Source organism: Nitrosomonas sp. Nm33 (assembly GCF_900107265.1).
Lineage (GTDB): Bacteria > Pseudomonadota > Gammaproteobacteria > Burkholderiales > Nitrosomonadaceae > Nitrosomonas.
In genome coordinates, this window is the sequence record NZ_FNPJ01000069.1 from 1 (window position 1) to 16,212 (window position 16,212).

Sequence of the window (16,212 nt, forward strand, 5' to 3'; positions counted from 1 at the left end):
GCGAGAAAAATACTTTCATAACCGCGTATTTGACAGCATCGATACGCTCGAGAATCATTTGGTTAGTGCATTATGTAATCTCGAAAATGCCCCGGCTTTAATCAAAAGTATAACTGGCTGGGATTGGATTATTAATGCAGTTTCTAGTGCAAATTATAATAATATGTCACCCAATGTCACGTTGAGCGGCTATTCGGACTGGTGGTATTTTGATAACAGCTCAAGCTATAATTTCAGCCTGGCTCCTGGAGAATCAACTGATCTGGAAAAAGGATCCTGTATCAAAGGCTTATATTCTTCTTATGGGGCATCCCCCAGCTGCTCTTATGAAAATCAAGATAATTGCACCTGGAATAGGAGCTCAACATGCGAATCGAGCACGTTTGTTTATGGCACATCAACTGGACGGTACTGTCAAAGGCTGGCAAAGCGTTGATGGTGTGATGGATTGCGTGGATGCAGCCAATCAGATCATGCTATGCCAGCAGGCAGGATATGATTCGGTTGGTCCATGCAGGTGTACGCAAATAGGAAGTCATTGTAACAGCATTTTTTCCGAGGTTGCCTGCATGTTTGCCTGCTGGCTCTCTAATGCAGGTCAGACTGGTGGAGGTGAACCTGGTGGAGGGGAAGATGCCATGCAGGATAGAAAGTTGAAAACCTATATCAGACAACGAAATGAACCTAGCCTAAAATAAGTGAAAAGAATATAAACTCAATCGCAAAGAAATCAGTAGGTAGGGTGTAATAAGCGAAGCGCATTGCACCAATGTTTTTCATTTGGCGCAATAATGATTGCGCCCTACGCGGGCTGACACCTTGTATGGCTCACGTGACAATCGCAGCTTTCTGGAACGCAACAACATACGTTTCTCCGGCAAACCATTGGGACGCCCGGCAAAGATTACACCTGAAAACAAGGAGGTGATGAAGCGCCTGAAAGCACAACGTCGGCAGGAATATCGGGAGCGGATTCCGATTGAAGGAAAGTTTGGACAAGGAAAGTATGGCTATCGCCTCAACCATATTTGAGCTAGACGCGCCGATACGTCTGTAGCATAGATTAATAGCATCTTTCTGGTCATGAACTTGCTGGTGCTGGTGCAGATTTTTATTTGTCTGAAGAAATTTGTTGCCAAAATAGCATTATGGGTAACAAAAAAGAGCGTACTCAAAGCAGTTGTGTTTGCGCTTTCCTATCAATTCATTTCAAATCGGAATCTCTGCTTGGTAGTGCATAAATGATTGCTGAATTTCTGAGTAAACTCTAATTAAACTTTTATCAGAGTGGATAACTCAAGCTTATCCATCTATGGACTCTTCCTGTTTTGAAAATAAAACAGGAAGAATCCATTCCATTACCCTACTGCGCTTCAAGAAATGCAATGACATTTTCTACCGGACCTACTTCTATAATACCTGATCCGAAGCGTTCTCCAGCGACAAAAACTGTTTTATTCTTTATGCCTAGATAAGTGTTGGTGGCAGGATAAAAACGAAAGAGAAACCCTTCTGCAGTCTGATTGACACCATTTTCTGGAGAAAAAAGATCAGGAAATACTTGCTCGGCGAGCGCAAAGATTCTTTCCTCCTGATTATTTTTACCTTCAGCTAAAAAGATGCCTCTCCGGAAATCTCCACTAGCAGCATCCAAAAAGCCTCCAAAAACTATTTGGCCGCTATCATTTAATTGGGTTGCATGCCCCCCTTCTGTTGAGCTATGAAGAATTTGAGATTCACTGAAAGTAGCAACTCCACCAGTTCCATTGGTAGAACGGCCAATTGCAAAATCAAAGCTCACTTCTTTGCCATCAACAGAAACCGGCATTCCATCATATGCAACCAGTTCAAGATCTGATTTGCTAGTTCCACGCCATATTCCATACTTCTGACTAGCGGGAGATCCCAATGCATCCGTAGAAGCATCGTTCGCATCTACAACCGCTCCGCTCAAAGCAAACTGGCCAGCCTTATTCATTGCTATGCTGGAGAAGGAGCTGAAAAACCAGGTGTCACCAAAGCCAGGTGGTTGATCTGCAAGCTGTAAAATAGAAGAAAGTTGAGAAACACCGCCCTCATTAATATTTACATAAGGTTGGGATAATCTGGGCGTGCCTGCTAAGATCGCTAAAGAATGACCTATTTTAACCGGCGCTATTGATGACCCATTGCTTCCCATTAATGGTAAGCTCGTCTCAGTGAATGGTAATAAGAACGTACTATTCACATCTTCAGCAAGAAACTCTCCTTCCAGGAGCAGCAATCTAATTGCACCTGAACTATCTGCTATCCATAGACTTTCTTTTGCGGAACCATTGGCAGCATTACGCAAAATTGCAGGAAAACTTATTTCCCCCTGATCATTGAATGAAAGTATATTTACGTTAATGGCAAATATATTCAGGCCCCGGCTGTCGAGATCCAAATGAAACGTTGTATCTGCCATACCTGGCACAGGGTCGCCACTAGTCAGTATCATCTGGGTTTTCTCTTGATCCCATTTGAAAATACCAAAAGTTTCAGATGGGCACAAAGCTCCCCCCAAGCCTGAACTAAAAGCAATTTCTCCAGATTGATTAATATTCACTGAACTTATCGCGTTTGGTAAAAAAATATAATCACAATTCGCTAGAGGTGAAGGAATTAATTCTAGTGTCTCAAAATTCCAGAACCATATGCCCATTCGTTCACTTTGGTTATTATTGCGATTTCCGACTACTGCTTGAATAACCATCCCGGCATCGGTAAAAGCAAAATTTGTGATACCTCCAATATAGTATTCCTGCGAAAAACCTGGAGCTTGATCGCCATTACGCAGTATCCCGTATATTTTTCCACTTACATAAGTAACCAGCCCAAAGGATCCAAAGGTACTTTGGCCGCCGACTATTCCAAACTCCTGTAATTTTGCTAAAAAACCCACATGTCCTGACTCTGTTACTACAATAGTAGATACGCGAGAAAAAAATACGAGCTTTTCATCAAAAGATACATTGGGGTAGGGAAATCCAGGCAACGAATCATATTCTTTTATAATTAATTCTAGTTGTCCAGGTAAGCCACTCCAAACAGCGATTGGTCCACGTCCACCGTTACCAGCAACAGTAGCATCACCAGTAAATGCAACATGACCTGAAGACCCTATAACGGGATTAATTAAATCTCGGTAGGTATATTCAGAGGTAAAACCCGCAGCAGGTTGACCAGACTCAGCTATTAAATGGACTGCAGAAAATAAATAGCTGGAACATAAAATGGTTACATTCAATAGAATTATTTTTAGAATAATTCTGCAGCTTGTTGCTCTCATCTTCATCTCTCCTTATATTTTTTCTTTCTTCTGAAGACAACTCACTTATAACTATCGGGTTGAACGACTTTATGTAACCCATTGCATCGATTCACTTCACCCGCATACCCGGTTGCGCTCCCTCATCAGGTGAAAGAATATACAGCCCTCCTCCGCTGCTTCCGTCACTTGCTGCCAATACCATCCCTTCAGATAGGCCAAATTTCATCTTGCGTGGCGCGAGGTTGGCGACCATGACAGTGAGACGCCCTTTGAGTTGCTCCGGATCATATGCAGATTTAATGCCGGCAAACACGGTGCGTTGCTCTGAACCAATATCCAGCGTGAGTTTGAGTAATTTTTCCGCACCTTCTACATGTTCGGCGTTGACAATGCGTGCAATGCGTAAATCGATCTTGCTGAAATCATCGATTGAAATGGTTTCTGCGATCGGTGCAATTGTACGTTGCTGGGTATGCTGTTGCGCTTCTGAGTGCCGCACGCGGGAATGTGAATCAGGGCTTGGGGCGATAGTCTGTTTGTTGGCTTCAATCAAGGCATCGATTTGTTTAGCATCAATGCGCGTCATCAAGTGCTGGTAGGTATTGATCGTGTGTCCTGCTGGCAATAGCACTGTAGATAAAGCTTGCCCGGCTTTTTGCTTTGGCCAGGGAAGTGAGTCGCAATTGAGGAAATGCTCGATTCTCGCCGCTGTGGCAGGCAAAATGGGTTTCAGGTAGCACGAGAGCAAATAGAACAGTTGTATTCCCAAACTACAGGCAAGATGTAATTCCTTATTGCGCGCAGCATCTTTGGCGATTTCCCACGGCGCCAGCTCTTGAATCAGTTCATTCACTTCATCTGCCCGCTTCATGATTTGCCGCATTGCTGCAGAAAAATCCCGCTCTTCATACGCTTTTTCGATAACGCCAGACTGCCAGGAAGCAAAGCGTTCATCGATCATTTGCTGCAGCACACGATATTCTTCCCCAGCAACCAGTTTGCCGTCAAACCGCTTGCTGATGAATCCTGCGCAGCGGCTGGCGATATTGATGTACTTGCCGACCAGATCCGAATTCACGCGTGCGGTGAAATCTTCCAGATTGAGATCGATATCTTCCAGGGTGCCGTTCAGTTTGGCAGCATAGTAATAGCGCAGCCATTCTGGATTAAGCTGCTGCTGTAAATAGCTTTCCGCAGTAATAAAGGTACCGCGTGACTTGCTCATCTTTTCGCCATTCACGGTGAGAAAGCCATGCGCAAAAATCTGGGTAGGGGTGCGATGACCTGAATTTTCCAGCATGGCAGGCCAAAATAAAGCATGAAAATACAGGATATCTTTGCCGATGAAATGATAAAGCTCGGTGTTCGTATTTTTCTGCCAGAACTGATCAAAATCGATACCACGCTGGGAACACAAGTTTTTGAAGCTGCCCATGTAACCAATCGGCGCATCGAGCCAGACGTAAAAATACTTGCCGGATTCTCCTGGTATTTCAAAGCCAAAATACGGCGCATCACGGGAAATATCCCAGTCGGACAGTTTGTTTTCTCCTGCTTCCCCTAGCCATTCGTGCATTTTGTTGGCGGCTTCTGCTTGCAGATGATTGGCTTCCCGTGTCCAACGGCACAGGAAATCTGCACAGCGACTATCTGACAAGCTGAAAAAGAAATGCTCGGAGGCTTTTTTCACGGGCGCCGCACCCGAAACCGCAGAGTAAGGATTTTTTAATTCTGTGGGCGCATAGGCGGCGCCACAGGCTTCGCAGGAATCACCATATTGATCTTTCGCACCGCACTTGGGGCATTCTCCTTTGACAAAACGATCCGGCAGAAACATGTTTTTAACCGGATCATAAAGCTGCTCGATGGCACGCACTTTGATGAGGCCTGCTGCTTTCAGCTTGTGATAGATATCTTCCGAATACTGACGGGTTTCTTGCGAATGAGTGCTGTAGTAATTATCAAAATCGATATGAAAACCGGTAAAATCGCGCAAATGCTCACCATGCACACGGGCAATCAGCGCTTCCGGCGTCATGCCTTCTTTCTCGGCACGCAGCATGATGGGCGTACCATGCGTATCATCTGCGCATACGTAATAAACGGTGTGCCCTTGCATTTTCTGGTAGCGTACCCAGATATCGGTTTGAATATATTCCACCAGGTGGCCAAGGTGAATGCTGCCGTTGGCATAAGGCAGCGCGGAAGTAACCAGCATTTTTCGTGTGTTCATCGATCGTCGGTATGTTGAATATTTGAGAAGGTGAATTGTAACAAACTGGATACTTTCCCCTGATATTTGTTAACATCAATAATTTCAATAAATAAATGCTCTGCATAAAGGAGTTGTATCGTGGCGATTACAGAACAACAAATAGAAACCGCCCTCAAGGAAATTATCGACCCTACCACGGGCAAAGACTACGTCACCAGCAAGGAAGTGCACAATATCAAAATTGATGGAAGCAATGTCTCGCTTGATATTGAACTAGGCTACCCGGCCAAAAGCGTGATCGAATCGATTCGCCAGCAGGTCAGCAATGCGTTGAAAACCATTCCAGCTATCGGCAACATAACCGTCAATGTAAGTAGCAAGATTATTCCGCATGGCGTGCAACGGGGTGTCAAGCTGATTCCCGGGGTAAAAAATGTGATTGCGGTCGCTTCTGGCAAAGGCGGTGTTGGCAAATCTGCCACCGCAGTCAATCTCGCGCTCGCGCTCGCTGCTGAAGGGGCCAATGTCGGTATCCTGGATGCGGATATCTACGGTCCCTCACAACCCCAAATGCTCGGCATCAGCGGTCAACCCGAATCACCGGATGGTAAAACTATCGAACCGATGCGTGCACATGGTATTCAGGCCATGTCGATCGGTTTATTGATCGATGTAGAAACACCCATGGTATGGCGCGGTCCGATGGTGACACAGGCCTTGCAGCAACTACTGAATGATACCCGCTGGAATGATCTCGATTACCTTGTGATCGATCTACCGCCCGGTACCGGAGATATTCAATTGACGCTCGCGCAGAAAGTACCAGTGACCGGGGCAGTCATTGTGACAACCCCCCAGGACATCGCTTTGCTGGATGCCCGCAAGGGACTGAAAATGTTTGAAAAAGTCGGTATCCCGATTCTGGGTATCGTGGAAAATATGAGCATGCACACTTGCTCGAAATGTGGCCATACCGAACCCATTTTTGGAACAGGTGGTGGAGAAAAGATGTGCAAAGATTATGAGGTAGACCTGTTAGGCGCACTCCCGCTGGATATTAAAATCCGCGAACACACCGATTCGGGCAAACCCACAGTAGTCGCTGAACCGGATGGGCAGATTGCCGAAATCTATCGTGCTATTGCACGGCGGGTGGCAGTCAAAATCGCCAATCTGGCAAAGGATTATTCTGAAGTATTTACTAAAATAGTTATGGAAAATGATTAATTACTTGATATGACGATCAAATCAGACAAATGGATCCGCAAAATGGCCATCGAATACGGCATGATCGAGCCATTCGAGCCAGCGCAGATCAAACACAAAGATGGCAACAGCATCGTTTCCTACGGCACATCCAGTTATGGCTACGATATTCGCTGCTCAAATGAATTCAAATTGTTTACTAACCTGAATTCGACGATTGTCGATCCCAAGCAATTTGATTCGAATTCTTTCGTCGACGTCAAAAGTGATGTCTGCATCATTCCCCCTAACTCCTTCGCCCTTGCGCGCACCGTCGAATACTTCCGCATTCCGCGCAACATCCTCACAATCTGCCTGGGAAAATCCACTTACGCCCGCTGTGGGATCATTGTCAATGTCACCCCCTTTGAACCGGAATGGGAAGGCTACGTCACGCTCGAATTTTCCAACACTACCCCACTGCCGGCCAAAATTTACGCCAATGAAGGCGTTGCCCAAGTGATCTTCTTTGAATCGGACGAAGTCTGTGAAACCTCTTACAAAGATAGAAATGGTAAATACCAATTTCAGGAGGGAGTGACGCTGCCTAAGATATAATTTCAGACTGAAACAACTGCTTATCTCAGTAATCCAGACGAATGACGTAACATCGTGCTTTGTATTTCCTTAGCAAAAGCGCCTGGTGCGTGACTATGGAGGAAAATCATGTATATACCAAAGCACATCGTAATCCTGAAATGTTTCTACCAGGTAAGCCTGCTTGTTTTAGCGTTGATAATCTTGAGCAGCCATGCTCTGGCCAAAGAAAGCAATCAATACCAGAATCAGACTGGTTTTCTCGTTTTGACTGCGGATCGCGGTTTTGTTGGCAACGAAGAGATTCGGGATGCATTTGAGTTATTTGCAGAAAGCTATAATGCCGCCTTGGTCTTTGTCACCGATGAGCACACAGAAAAATATCTCAAGATCAGTCTTAATGCCCTGGTGGATAAAGGAGCTGAACGGATCAAAGTAATCCCGCTATTCATTTCCGCAGCAAACCCACGTTACCAACTTGCGCGTAAACTGCTGTCACGTCAGCAACTTACCGTACCCATTTCATATACGCATCCTTACGGTGAAAGCTTTTTTGCCGTTGAAGATCTGGTTGATAAATTCCGTGTTATCGAATATCCCGCTAACACTCATGTACTTGTTGTTGGATATGGCGCAACCGATCCCGTCAACGCACAAAAAATGCAGAAGGATTGGGAGCGTATTGCCGGACAAGCCGCTGCTGGTTTTGGCTTCAAATCACTTCAGGTAGTGCTCGCCTACGATGGAAAGAGTGAAGAGATAGAACAGCACACTGCTCTACTGAGGCAGGCACTCATCAGCAGCCGTGCAGCTCAGGAGATGGACGATAAAACCAAAGCCATCGTCGTACCGTTTCATTTTGGTCCTAAGCATGACAGCATGATGTCATTCGATATGGAACTCAAACGATTACTTCCCGCTGGTATGCAGTTGCTTTCCGAGAGTAAAAGCAACATCGATACCCTGGCTATTTGGTTACAACGCGAAGCTAATCTGAGTCAACCGCTCACATCAGAAGATATTGGTGTGGTGTTTCTAGCCCACGGTTCAACTTTTGACTGGAACGAGCAATTGCGCGAAGCAGTGCAGTCATTGATGAATCGCTACAAGATCGAATTTGCATTTTCGATGGCAGATCAATTCACGATTGAACGTGCCATCCGTAAGCTGGAACAGCGCCGTGCCAAAGCTGCTATCATCGTACGCGTATTTGCATTGGAAGAAAGTTTTCGTCACGAGATTGAACGCATGGTCGGGTTGGATATAGAAAATAAGGTTCAAAACATATCTGAGCACGATGCTCATAGTGGGAAAGAATATGCCCAGCATGGCATGCCCGAAAACATTCCAACCCGCATCCGTACCCGCTTACCAGTCCGAACAACAGGAGGAATTGGAGCGAGTCCACTGTTCGCAGCTGCGCTGTTTGATCGGGTGCGCGCAATATCCCAAAATGCGGCAAAAGAAACAATCATTCTTGTCGCACATGGCTCCGGCAATGACCAGCAAAACGAACAATGGCTCCAAATACTGGAAACACTCGCCACGCACATCCGCAAAACAGGAGGTAATGAATTTCGTGCAATCAAAGTCGCAACCTGGCGCGAAGACTGGCCAGATAAGCGTGAACCCTGGATTGAAAAAGTTCGTGCCATGGTGAATGAAGCGCAAAAACAAGGAGGAAGAGCACTTATTATTCCTGCACGTGTCATGGGCGAAGGACACGAAAAAATGTTTTTAGCTGGGTTGGAATATGAATTCGGCTCGGGATTCGCGCCACATCCCTTGTTTGTCCAATGGGTTGATGAGCAAATCAAATCGGGCATGGCGCAGTTCAGAACTCATGAATAAATCTGCTGCGCGCTGCAATTTTGTTTTAGCAAAACTTCGTTTTAGCGAAACTTCGTTTTCACCAACTCATGCTGAATTCTTGACAAAAAAACTATCTATCACCCCAATGATACGTTAATATTTTGCTCGTAACTGGCTCGGCTTTGAATGTTGAATACCTAGCGTTCGGGATGAGCACTTAATATCATTTCACCAAACAAAAAGGAATCATCTAGTATGAAAACACGTGCTGCCGTTGCCTGGCAGGCAGGACAACCCCTTACGATTGAAGAGGTCGATTTGATGGCTCCCAGAGCCGGCGAAGTCCTGGTTGAAATCAAAGCGACCGGTATTTGCCATACTGATTATTACACCCTTTCCGGTGCTGATCCTGAGGGTCTCTTTCCAGCAATCCTGGGGCATGAAGGTGCTGGTATCGTAGTTGAGACCGGTCCTGGTGTTAAATCGCTGCAACAGGACGATCACGTTATCCCCTTGTACACGCCGGAGTGCCGGGAATGCAAATTTTGCCTATCCAGAAAAACCAATCTATGCCAGGCAATCCGCAGTACCCAGGGGCGCGGCCTGATGCCGGATGCCACTTCCCGTTTTTCACTCAATGGTAAACCGATCCTTCATTACATGGGCACCTCCACCTTTTCCAACTATGTGGTCGTGCCTGAAATCGCCCTGGCCAAAATTCGCAAGGATGCCCCTTTTGACAAAGTCTGTTATATCGGCTGTGGTGTGACTACCGGCATTGGTGCTGTCGTTTTTACAGCCAAAGTAGAAGCTGGTGCCAATATCGCGGTATTCGGCCTCGGCGGCATTGGCTTGAATGTTATCCAAGGTGCCAAAATGGTGGGTGCTGACAAAATCATCGGCATCGATACCAACCCGGCACGCGAGAAAATGGCGCAGGAATTCGGTATGACTCATTTCCTCAACCCCAATGAAACGGAGAACATTGTCGATGCCATCGTGCAATTAACTGGCGGGGGTGCCGATTACAGCTTTGAATGTATCGGTAATACACAAGTCATGCGCCAGGCGCTGGAATGCACACACAAGGGATGGGGACGCAGTATCATTATTGGCGTGGCAGAAGCCGGTGCTGAAATCCGTACACGCCCTTTCCAGCTGGTCACGGGTCGCAAATGGGAAGGTTCTGCCTTCGGTGGCGCACGCGGTCGCACCGATGTTCCCAAGATCGTTGACTGGTACATGGATGGCAAGATCAAGATCGATCCGTTGATTACACATACACTGAAACTGGAAGATATCAATGAGGGCTTTCAGTTGATGAAGGCAGGTAAATCTATCCGCTCAGTCGTCATTTACTAACACCAAACAATGACCACACATCTGGAAACACGCAGCACACACCGTTGTTTTGGTGGCACACAAGGTTTCTATCAGCATTTTTCAGAAACCATCGGTCTGCCGATGCGATTTTCGGTCTACCAACCCCTGCAGGCTCAGCACGGCTCGGTTCCTGTCCTTTTTTTTCTTGCCGGACTTACTTGCACGGAAGAAACCTTCATGATCAAAGCGGGTGCGCAACGTATCGCTGCCCAGCTTGGTATCATGCTGGTTAGCATGGATACCAGCCCACGCCAAACAGGTATCGATGGTGAAGCTGATGATTGGGAGTTAGGTGCCGGTGCAGGATTTTATCTGGATGCGACTGAAGCACCGTGGTCAAAGTATTTCCGGATGGAAAGTTACGTGACGCAGGAGCTGTACCAGCTCATTTTGTCGCATTTTCCGGCAGATCAAAATCGTGTCGGTATCTTTGGTCACTCTATGGGTGGTCATGGTGCCTTAACGCTTGCAATGCGAAATCCAGGACTCTATCGATCCGTTTCGGCATTTGCCCCAATTGCTGCTCCACAACACTGCCCTTGGGGGCGAAAGGCATTCAGTCATTATCTGGGTGCATCTCCGGAAAATTGGTGCAAATATGATACGACCGCCTTAATCGAAGCAGGCCATCGACTGCCTGCACTCCTTATTGATCAAGGTCTCAACGATCCTTTCCTGGCAGAGCAATTACAGCCAGATCGTTTTGAAGCAGCCTGCCAGCTAGCCGGGCAACCTCTGACAATACGTCGCCATGAAGGGTATGATCACGGTTATTACTTTATCAGCACCTTCATAGCAGATCATTTACAACATCATTACGATCAGCTTAGCCGGATATAGCGACTTAATCAGTTTGAGCTGAGCTCGCTACCATAAACTCAGTTTGCACTCTTTTTAACCAAACTTTTATCCAATCAGGGATTTCTTCGGCCAATAATGGTTTGGAAATAAAATTACCTTGCGCGAGATCACAACCGGTACGACGCAGTAATTCCCAGTCATCCCGATCTTCGACACCTTCCGCCACTGCTTCCATATTTAATTGCTTAGCCAATGCCAGGCTCGCATCATAAATCACACGTAGCGTTTCATCTTTCCAGGCTCGGTGGACGAATCCCTGATCGATCTTGAGTTCATCAAAGGGAATATCGCGTAATTGTGCCAGAGAAGAATGCCCAGTGCCAAAATCATCGATGGAAAGACGAAAGCGTTTCAGGCGCAGCCTCGTCAGAATTTCGAGTGACACTCTTATATCGCCCATCAGCTGACTCTCGGTTATTTCCAGCACCAGTTTATGCGGTAAAATCCCGCTGTCGGCAGCAAGCTTAACAACGAGATCCTGAAAATCCAGAGAAGCCAGATTATCCATAGAAACATTGACGGAAACATTTAACTCAAACCCTGCCTGCTGCCATTTTTTTGCTTGCGTGAATGCTTGTGAAAGGACTAATCGGGTTAAATCATTGATCAAGCCATGTGCCTCCGCTACACTGATAAATTGATCTGGAAGAACGAGGCCATCTTCAGGGTGTTGCCAACGCACCAATGCCTCCACACCCATTACCATCCCACTGGCAACCGACACCTTGGGTTGATAATAATTAATCAGCGCGCCTTCTTTAATGGCGGTTCTTATTTCTTCCGCGCTATATATTTTTTTAGCTTTGGATGGTTTTATTGGTGGTGGCGGTGTCCATTGCGTCAATAAAGCCAGCATCGCTTCAGGTTTGACCGGTTTTTGCAGATAACCTAGCATATGAATTTTATGCGCCTGCACCAATCTCTCAGCCGTTCTCAGCATACGCTCATCCTCGCCGCTCACGAGAATCAAGCTACCCGTAAACTGCCGCTCAACGAGATAACGTACAAATTCGATCCCGTCCATCCCTGGCATGTTCAAATCAAGCAATATCACATCAGGTCGAGTCGCCTCGTTATCCACCTGCACTAATGCATCGTGCCCATTATCGCAGCAAACAACGGAAGTAAATCCCTGGTTTGTCAGCATACGTGCCAATAATTTGAGCATAAACCGCTCATCGTCAAGAATCAGAATCTTGATCGCAGATCTTTCGATCATGATGTTCCTTTTTAGGAGAAAATAATTAGTATTAAGCTACGCTAAAAATAGCTCAAACCGTTTAATCAATCCAGAAAGCGCCTTTCTGACGTTGCAAATACCAATTAGCGCTCCCTTCCTCTCTGCACCCCCCATAGCGAAACGATGGGGGCAGTAAAGGAAATTTAAACCGTAAATCGTAAAACCAGATACATACCCCTTTTTCAGAGTAGTCAATTCTATCGAATTGCGGAAATATCGCAAACCGCCGGAAATCTGCTAAGGCAGGCTGATGCCAGGCTTCGCGTACCAACATTGTATCAACAGGAAAATCACCAAACCGTTTAAATTGCTGCCACTTGGCTGAAGTCAACGGTTGATAAACGGCAAGCATTTTTGATAACACACCATTATCAGAAAGCATTGCCGAAGAATCAGATGCCAACTTAACTAATAAAATATGATAAGTTTCTCCTTCCATGACAACGATCTTCCAGTTAAAGGGTGAAAAAGGTTGCGGTAACACGCTGATTTCTGTGTAAGGAAGAGCCATTTTCTGAGCATATGTCAAACCAATGTCCTTGGCCCGCTCATGCAAGGATGCTAAAAATACAACATAAATCGCCAGACAACCAAGCGCAAAACCAGCAATATATTTCTTTGCTGGAAGAATGTAGCTTATGACCAACCCCAAGATGATGATAGCACTAAACCAAAGGTCAATGACGAACGCGAACGGCACACAAAATCGCTCAGCAGAGAAAGGCGCCAGCAGCATCAATCCATAAGAAGTAATCAAGTCTCCTGCAATATGAATAGCGATCCCTAGGCTAGCCGGAATTAAAAAAAGCTGCCATGAATAACGACCGCGTGCAACTTTGGAAAATAAATGCGACAGAAAAAATGCCCATAGCGGTAACATCAAGAGTGAGTGGGTGGGACCCTGGTGCCAGTTGAGATAAGTAAGGGTATCGATCAACCGTATTGCACCATCAATATCAGGAAAAGCTGCCGCCGTCATTCCAGTGATAAGGCGGATAAGCACTGGCAGTGCTTTTAACCTCGGCAGTACTGGCTCAGCCGCACGTACCAGCAAGGCGCCGCTTAAGGCATGGGTCAAGGTATCCATCGCGTTGGATGATCAGTGAGTCGATTTGCTGGATGGCACACTAACTCGATCAACCGATACCTGACTCATTTTAGATTCATTATTACCATAAATAGTTTGATCCAGCCACATTGCCAGGCTTAGATTACGATTCAGAAATTGTCGCGTCCTACTTGATCCTGGTGTTTCATCCCGCATCCAGAAAAAGAATGTCATCAGATAAATAGTAGTCAAAACAGATTCCTCCAGTGCACGCCGCACAAAGATAGCATCACGCTGTGCTGCCTCACGAATCCATTGCACAGTACGACTAATACGCATCACGGCAGGAATTTGGATATGGATGTGTCCAGGTTCCATTTTTGCTGAAATCATTTGTCGTGTCACTTTGCGCTGGACAGCCAGGGCATCCAGCCAAATCATGATGAGACGATGAATACGTTGCTGCGATGTGAGTGCTGAAAAATCAGCAGTATCTGCCTCTCTTAGCATGATACCGTCTGCACGATCAAACCAGGCATCAACCAGATCTTCCTTTTCACGGAAGTAGCCACGTATATCATCCAATGAAATATTTAGCTCGGCCGCAATATCATGAATACGAACGGCTTCCCACGAAGTACGCGCTGCTATTGCAACTGCAGTATTGACAATTACATCACGAATATTTTCGCTTTCTGTTATCATCTTGCCCTCCTTAAGGAATCTCTATCCGATTGCGAGAAACACCTGCTTTAATCTGCTAAATCATACTTTATATCCTGTACTTTATATTCTATATATAGAAAGAGAACATCTTGCAGCTTTCTATCCCGATACAAAGATAGAATACTAATACTCTAACCAATTAAATAAAAATTAATTCCAACAAAATAAATTAGAGGTTATTTACATGAAACACCGCATAAAGCAGTTCATTTTGTCAGCCTGTTCCCTTGCTCTGCTGAGCAGCTTCAATTTCGCATCAGCTGATACTGCCAGTGATGCTGAGACCTTGCTTAACTGGGCTGAAAATACTTATCCCGAATTCTTTCCAAGCCACCAGGCTACGCAAAGTATTGAACCTTGGCTTTTCAGGTACTACCCTGAAGCAGGCATTTATGCAGGTGTTAATAAGACTGATAATGGCATTTATGTATTAGGCGGTCCTTGGGGCAATAACCCCACATTCATTGATAGCCTACCCAATATGATCACCCATATTGTCAACTTGGGTGGCAATGGCAGCATTCCTGCCTGTAATACGGCCAATGTGCCTGCCGGACTGGTTTTCACGCAGAGTGGCAATGTCGTCAATGTCACCACCAATGGGCAATGTATTCCACTTCCAACAAACCCCAATTTATGTGAGGCACCCCAACAAGCTTCTGCAACCGGCATTTCCTTACTCACCACCAGTAATGTCACTTCCTCCGAAATAAGAGGAATTACCATTGACCTTCCTGGCATTCCCAACCCATTTCAATCTTTTGCTAATGATTCCCTTAATGGCAAGCATTGCACCATCAATGCACCGCGGGAAAGTGCCAATTTGACTGTCCATTCAGATGTCTGTTACGACATGACATCCGCGTTCGAAGGACAACTTCAAGGCGTTCCCGGCATCACCGTCAATCCACCCATCACCATGGCGGCCAAAAATACTATCACTAGCCAGACCGTAGCCGATTGTTTTGCCACTGATGCCAACAGTATCTATGATGCTTTCACTAATGAAGTGTGGATCAAGAAAAATGGTGACTTTGTCAAGGTTAGCAATTAATTTCCTTTTAGTTGATTAACGCTGCATAAACTGAATGTGTAGAAAGCTATCGAAGTAAACATAGCTTTCTACCTGGGCTTTTAGATCCTCATCCAAAGGAGGTTCCTTATGGATCCGCTCGTCCCGATAGGGCAAAATAATACAGACGCACTATCGTCGCTTGGCTGGCAGCTGGTTCTTGCATGTCAGAAAAGGAAATTCGGAGAAATAGAAAGAGATAGCTGGAAGCTCTGTAGTGAGTCAACGCTTCCGCTGGAAAATCCCTATATTCGATATGAGTCCAGCCGATAGCGGAAAATCTACTACGGCTGGTGTCGGGAGCACAAGTTAACCTACCGCGTGGTCTTTGAGTTCTGCTGACACAAAGCGGACCAATAGGGCGCGAGCCGCTTCCACGGCGGGGCTGTCGGTTCGGCGCGGATAGCATTCGATCTGACATTCCGTGGTACCAGCATGGATGGCGTTAAGCAATGCTTCCGGGCATTCCGATGCATTATCGAACCATTCAATGTTTTCGCAAGGCACAAGCGGTATTGCTGCCCCTGGAACCGGGAATGTCGTTAGAGGAAACGGCGAAGGCTATTGGACGTTCCATTAGATGGACGTGTAGCATGCGCACGCGCTACTGTAGAGTTGCTCGCTGCGAGGAGGAAGCACCTCGAACGAAACGGGCTCTCCGTAACCGTGCGATTGCCACGCTTGAGCAGGAAGCCCAAATTCTTGATGAAGTTTTGGCAGGAGCGGCTCGAGGCGGAGTGGTAGTTGTCCCTCCGCTTAAAGAGAAAATAGAGGAACGACC

The 16,212-nt window shown here is 46.1% G+C and carries 14 protein-coding genes and 1 pseudogene; 10 read left to right on the top strand and 5 right to left on the bottom strand.

Annotated elements, in window-relative coordinates:
* Positions 1 to 326: 326 nt before the first annotated feature.
* A complete protein-coding gene (locus BLV54_RS12090; RefSeq protein WP_143032505.1) occupies positions 327 to 698 on the top strand; it encodes a hypothetical protein in 372 nt (123 codons plus the stop codon).
* Positions 699 to 795: 97 nt separating this feature from the next.
* Complete coding sequence (locus BLV54_RS16970) at positions 796 to 1,032, top strand: transposase (protein ID WP_371113301.1); 237 nt, start codon at positions 796 to 798, stop codon at positions 1,030 to 1,032.
* 331 nt (positions 1,033 to 1,363) lie between these two features.
* Here the strand turns inward: BLV54_RS16970 and BLV54_RS12100 are convergent, their stop codons facing one another.
* Together BLV54_RS12100 and metG are read right to left on the bottom strand one after the other, a co-directional pair.
* Entirely contained in the window at positions 1,364 to 3,310 is a 1,947-nt protein-coding gene (locus BLV54_RS12100; RefSeq protein ID WP_090571919.1) for a DUF7453 family protein, read from the bottom strand.
* A gap of 91 nt (positions 3,311 to 3,401) precedes the next feature.
* Positions 3,402 to 5,525, bottom strand: a complete 2,124-nt coding sequence (gene metG, locus BLV54_RS12105; RefSeq protein ID WP_090571920.1) for a methionine--tRNA ligase — start codon at positions 5,523 to 5,525, stop codon at positions 3,402 to 3,404.
* Positions 5,526 to 5,645: 120 nt separating this feature from the next.
* On the opposite strand from metG, the gene apbC reads away from it, so the two are divergent.
* From apbC to fghA, 5 genes are all read left to right on the top strand, one after another.
* Complete coding sequence (apbC, locus tag BLV54_RS12110) at positions 5,646 to 6,734, top strand: iron-sulfur cluster carrier protein ApbC (protein ID WP_090571921.1); 1,089 nt, start codon at positions 5,646 to 5,648, stop codon at positions 6,732 to 6,734.
* 9 nt (positions 6,735 to 6,743) lie between these two features.
* A complete protein-coding gene (dcd, locus tag BLV54_RS12115) occupies positions 6,744 to 7,310 on the top strand; it encodes a dCTP deaminase (RefSeq protein WP_090571922.1) in 567 nt (188 codons plus the stop codon).
* A 108-nt stretch (positions 7,311 to 7,418) separates the two neighbouring features.
* Complete coding sequence (locus tag BLV54_RS12120; protein ID WP_090571923.1) at positions 7,419 to 9,140, top strand: sirohydrochlorin chelatase; 1,722 nt, start codon at positions 7,419 to 7,421, stop codon at positions 9,138 to 9,140.
* Positions 9,141 to 9,356: 216 nt separating this feature from the next.
* On the top strand, positions 9,357 to 10,463 hold the full coding sequence (locus BLV54_RS12125) for an S-(hydroxymethyl)glutathione dehydrogenase/class III alcohol dehydrogenase (RefSeq protein ID WP_090571924.1): 1,107 nt from the start codon (positions 9,357 to 9,359) through the stop codon (positions 10,461 to 10,463).
* Between the two features lie 9 nt (positions 10,464 to 10,472).
* Positions 10,473 to 11,324 carry an S-formylglutathione hydrolase gene (gene fghA, locus BLV54_RS12130; protein ID WP_090571925.1) on the top strand — a complete coding sequence of 284 codons (852 nt, stop codon included), beginning with the start codon at positions 10,473 to 10,475 and terminating at the stop codon, positions 11,322 to 11,324.
* A gap of 4 nt (positions 11,325 to 11,328) precedes the next feature.
* On the opposite strand, the gene BLV54_RS12135 is transcribed toward fghA, so the two are convergent.
* The 3 genes from BLV54_RS12135 to BLV54_RS12145 all read right to left on the bottom strand — a co-directional run bounded on the left by BLV54_RS12135 (position 11,329) and on the right by BLV54_RS12145 (position 14,338).
* Complete coding sequence (locus tag BLV54_RS12135; RefSeq protein ID WP_090571926.1) at positions 11,329 to 12,564, bottom strand: EAL domain-containing response regulator; 1,236 nt, start codon at positions 12,562 to 12,564, stop codon at positions 11,329 to 11,331.
* Positions 12,565 to 12,625: 61 nt separating this feature from the next.
* The gene (locus tag BLV54_RS12140; protein WP_090571927.1) at positions 12,626 to 13,672 is read right to left on the bottom strand and encodes a metal-dependent hydrolase; all 1,047 of its coding nucleotides are present in this window, start codon (positions 13,670 to 13,672) and stop codon (positions 12,626 to 12,628) included.
* Positions 13,673 to 13,684: 12 nt separating this feature from the next.
* Positions 13,685 to 14,338 carry a TetR/AcrR family transcriptional regulator gene (locus BLV54_RS12145; protein ID WP_143032506.1) on the bottom strand — a complete coding sequence of 218 codons (654 nt, stop codon included), beginning with the start codon at positions 14,336 to 14,338 and terminating at the stop codon, positions 13,685 to 13,687.
* A gap of 205 nt (positions 14,339 to 14,543) precedes the next feature.
* Between BLV54_RS12145 and BLV54_RS12150 the strand changes: the two genes are divergently transcribed.
* The 3 genes and pseudogenes from BLV54_RS12150 to BLV54_RS12160 all read left to right on the top strand — a co-directional run.
* Complete coding sequence (locus tag BLV54_RS12150) at positions 14,544 to 15,413, top strand: hypothetical protein (protein WP_090571928.1); 870 nt, start codon at positions 14,544 to 14,546, stop codon at positions 15,411 to 15,413.
* Positions 15,414 to 15,521: 108 nt separating this feature from the next.
* Positions 15,522 to 15,704: a hypothetical protein gene (locus BLV54_RS12155; RefSeq protein ID WP_090571929.1), complete on the top strand. Its 183-nt coding sequence runs from the start codon at positions 15,522 to 15,524 to the stop codon at positions 15,702 to 15,704.
* A 179-nt stretch (positions 15,705 to 15,883) separates the two neighbouring features.
* A pseudogene (locus tag BLV54_RS12160) lies at positions 15,884 to 16,212 on the top strand (winged helix-turn-helix domain-containing protein); the annotation flags it as partial.

What these genes read in the sequence shown, in the direction of transcription:
- BLV54_RS12150 (WP_090571928.1), top strand. Translation starts at nt 14,544, where the DNA reads ATGAAACACCGCATAAAGCAGTTCATTTTGTCAGCCTGTTCCCTTGCT.
- BLV54_RS12090 (WP_143032505.1), top strand. Translation starts at nt 327, where the DNA reads ATGAAAATCAAGATAATTGCACCTGGAATAGGAGCTCAACATGCGAAT.
- metG (WP_090571920.1), bottom strand. Translation starts at nt 5,525, where the DNA reads ATGAACACACGAAAAATGCTGGTTACTTCCGCGCTGCCTTATGCCAAC.
- dcd (WP_090571922.1), top strand. Translation starts at nt 6,744, where the DNA reads ATGACGATCAAATCAGACAAATGGATCCGCAAAATGGCCATCGAATAC.
- BLV54_RS12135 (WP_090571926.1), bottom strand. Translation starts at nt 12,564, where the DNA reads ATGATCGAAAGATCTGCGATCAAGATTCTGATTCTTGACGATGAGCGG.
- BLV54_RS12100 (WP_090571919.1), bottom strand. Translation starts at nt 3,310, where the DNA reads ATGAGAGCAACAAGCTGCAGAATTATTCTAAAAATAATTCTATTGAAT.
- BLV54_RS12125 (WP_090571924.1), top strand. Translation starts at nt 9,357, where the DNA reads ATGAAAACACGTGCTGCCGTTGCCTGGCAGGCAGGACAACCCCTTACG.
- BLV54_RS12155 (WP_090571929.1), top strand. Translation starts at nt 15,522, where the DNA reads ATGGATCCGCTCGTCCCGATAGGGCAAAATAATACAGACGCACTATCG.
- fghA (WP_090571925.1), top strand. Translation starts at nt 10,473, where the DNA reads ATGACCACACATCTGGAAACACGCAGCACACACCGTTGTTTTGGTGGC.
- BLV54_RS12120 (WP_090571923.1), top strand. Translation starts at nt 7,419, where the DNA reads ATGTATATACCAAAGCACATCGTAATCCTGAAATGTTTCTACCAGGTA.
- BLV54_RS12140 (WP_090571927.1), bottom strand. Translation starts at nt 13,672, where the DNA reads ATGGATACCTTGACCCATGCCTTAAGCGGCGCCTTGCTGGTACGTGCG.
- BLV54_RS12145 (WP_143032506.1), bottom strand. Translation starts at nt 14,338, where the DNA reads ATGATAACAGAAAGCGAAAATATTCGTGATGTAATTGTCAATACTGCA.